The following is a 1,425-nucleotide window of genomic DNA, read 5'->3' on the forward strand; positions in this document are numbered from 1 at the left end:
GCCTCCCCCGCGCCGGACCCCGGGGGACCCGGCGAACCCAAGGACCCCGCGGCCGCCGCGAACGACCTGGCCACGCGCCTTGTGCGCGCCGCCGACGCGAAGGACGCGCACACCCACCTGGCCGCGTTCCAACGCATCGCCGACGCCAACGGCGGCAACCGCGCCGCCGGCACCCCCGGCGGCGAGGCCACCGCCGCATACCTCGGCAAGGCCCTCCGCAAGGCCGGCTACCGCGTCAGCACCGTCCCGTTCACCTTCACCTACGCCGAGGCCCTCGCCGAGAAGCTGAGCGTCACCGCCCCCGGAACGCCCCCGCGGGACGTCGACGTGGCGCTGATGACGTACACCGTGTCCACCCCCGAGGCCGGCCTCACCGCCCCCCTCGCCGCGCTGCCCCCGAAGACCGGAGGCGATGGAGGCGACGGAACCGCGGACGCGACCCCCGGGTGCGAGCCCTCCGACTACGCCCCGCACGACGTCAAGGGCAAGGTCGTGCTGATCTCCCGCGGCGCCTGCTCGTTCGCCGAGAAGCAGAAGGCCGCCGCCACCGCCGGCGCCGTCGCCGCGCTGATCGTGAACAACGCGGACGGCCCGCTGCGCGGCACCCTCGGCGACCCCTCCGCCGCCGCGATCCCCACCGGCGGCGTCACCCGCGAGGACGGCGCGGCCCTCGCCGCCGCGGCCGCGAAGGCGGGGACCACCGTCACCCTCGACCTGCGCGAGCGCCGCGAGCAACGCACCGCGCACAACGTGATCGCCGAGACCCGCGGCGGCGACCCCTCCCGCACGGTGATGGCCGGCGCCCACCTGGACTCCGTCGTCGAGGGCCCCGGCATCAACGACAACGGCTCCGGCTCCGCGGGCCTCCTGGAGGTCGCCCTCGAACTCGCGCGGGCCGAACGCCGCCCGGCCGACCGGTTGCGTTTCGCCTGGTGGGACGCGGAGGAGTTCGGCCTGCTCGGCTCCACGGACTACGTCTCCAAGCTGTCCGCCGAGGAACGCGGGAGGATCCGGCTGTACCTGAACTTCGACATGATCGCCTCGCCCAACGCCGCCCAGTTCGTCTACGACGGCGACGACTCGGACGGCGCGGGCGAGGGCCCCGGCCCCGCCGGCTCCGCCCAAGTGGAGCGCGGGATCAATGACTTCCTAGACAGCCGCGGCCTGCGCCACCTCGGCGCGGACTTCGACGGCCGGTCGGACTACGGTCCGTTCATCGAGGCGGGCATCCCCGCCGGAGGGACGTTCACCGGCGCGGAGGGCGTGAAGACCGAGGAGATGGCCGCCCTCTTCGGCGGCACGGCGGGCAAGCCCTTCGACGCCTGCTACCACCAGGCGTGCGACGACCTGGACAACATCTCGATGAAGGCCTTCGAGGTCAACATCGACGTCATCGCGCACGCCGTCGGCTCCTACTCCCACGAC

At 74.2% G+C, this 1,425-nt stretch carries 1 protein-coding gene; it reads left to right on the plus strand.

What is annotated here, in order from left to right; all coding sequences use genetic code 11:
• On the plus strand, positions 1–1,425 hold a 1,425-nt coding region (locus ACOV8S_RS14710; RefSeq protein ID WP_448318259.1), incomplete at both ends, for a M28 family metallopeptidase.

The sequence above is a fragment of the Streptomyces sp. CO7 genome (genome assembly GCF_053474865.1).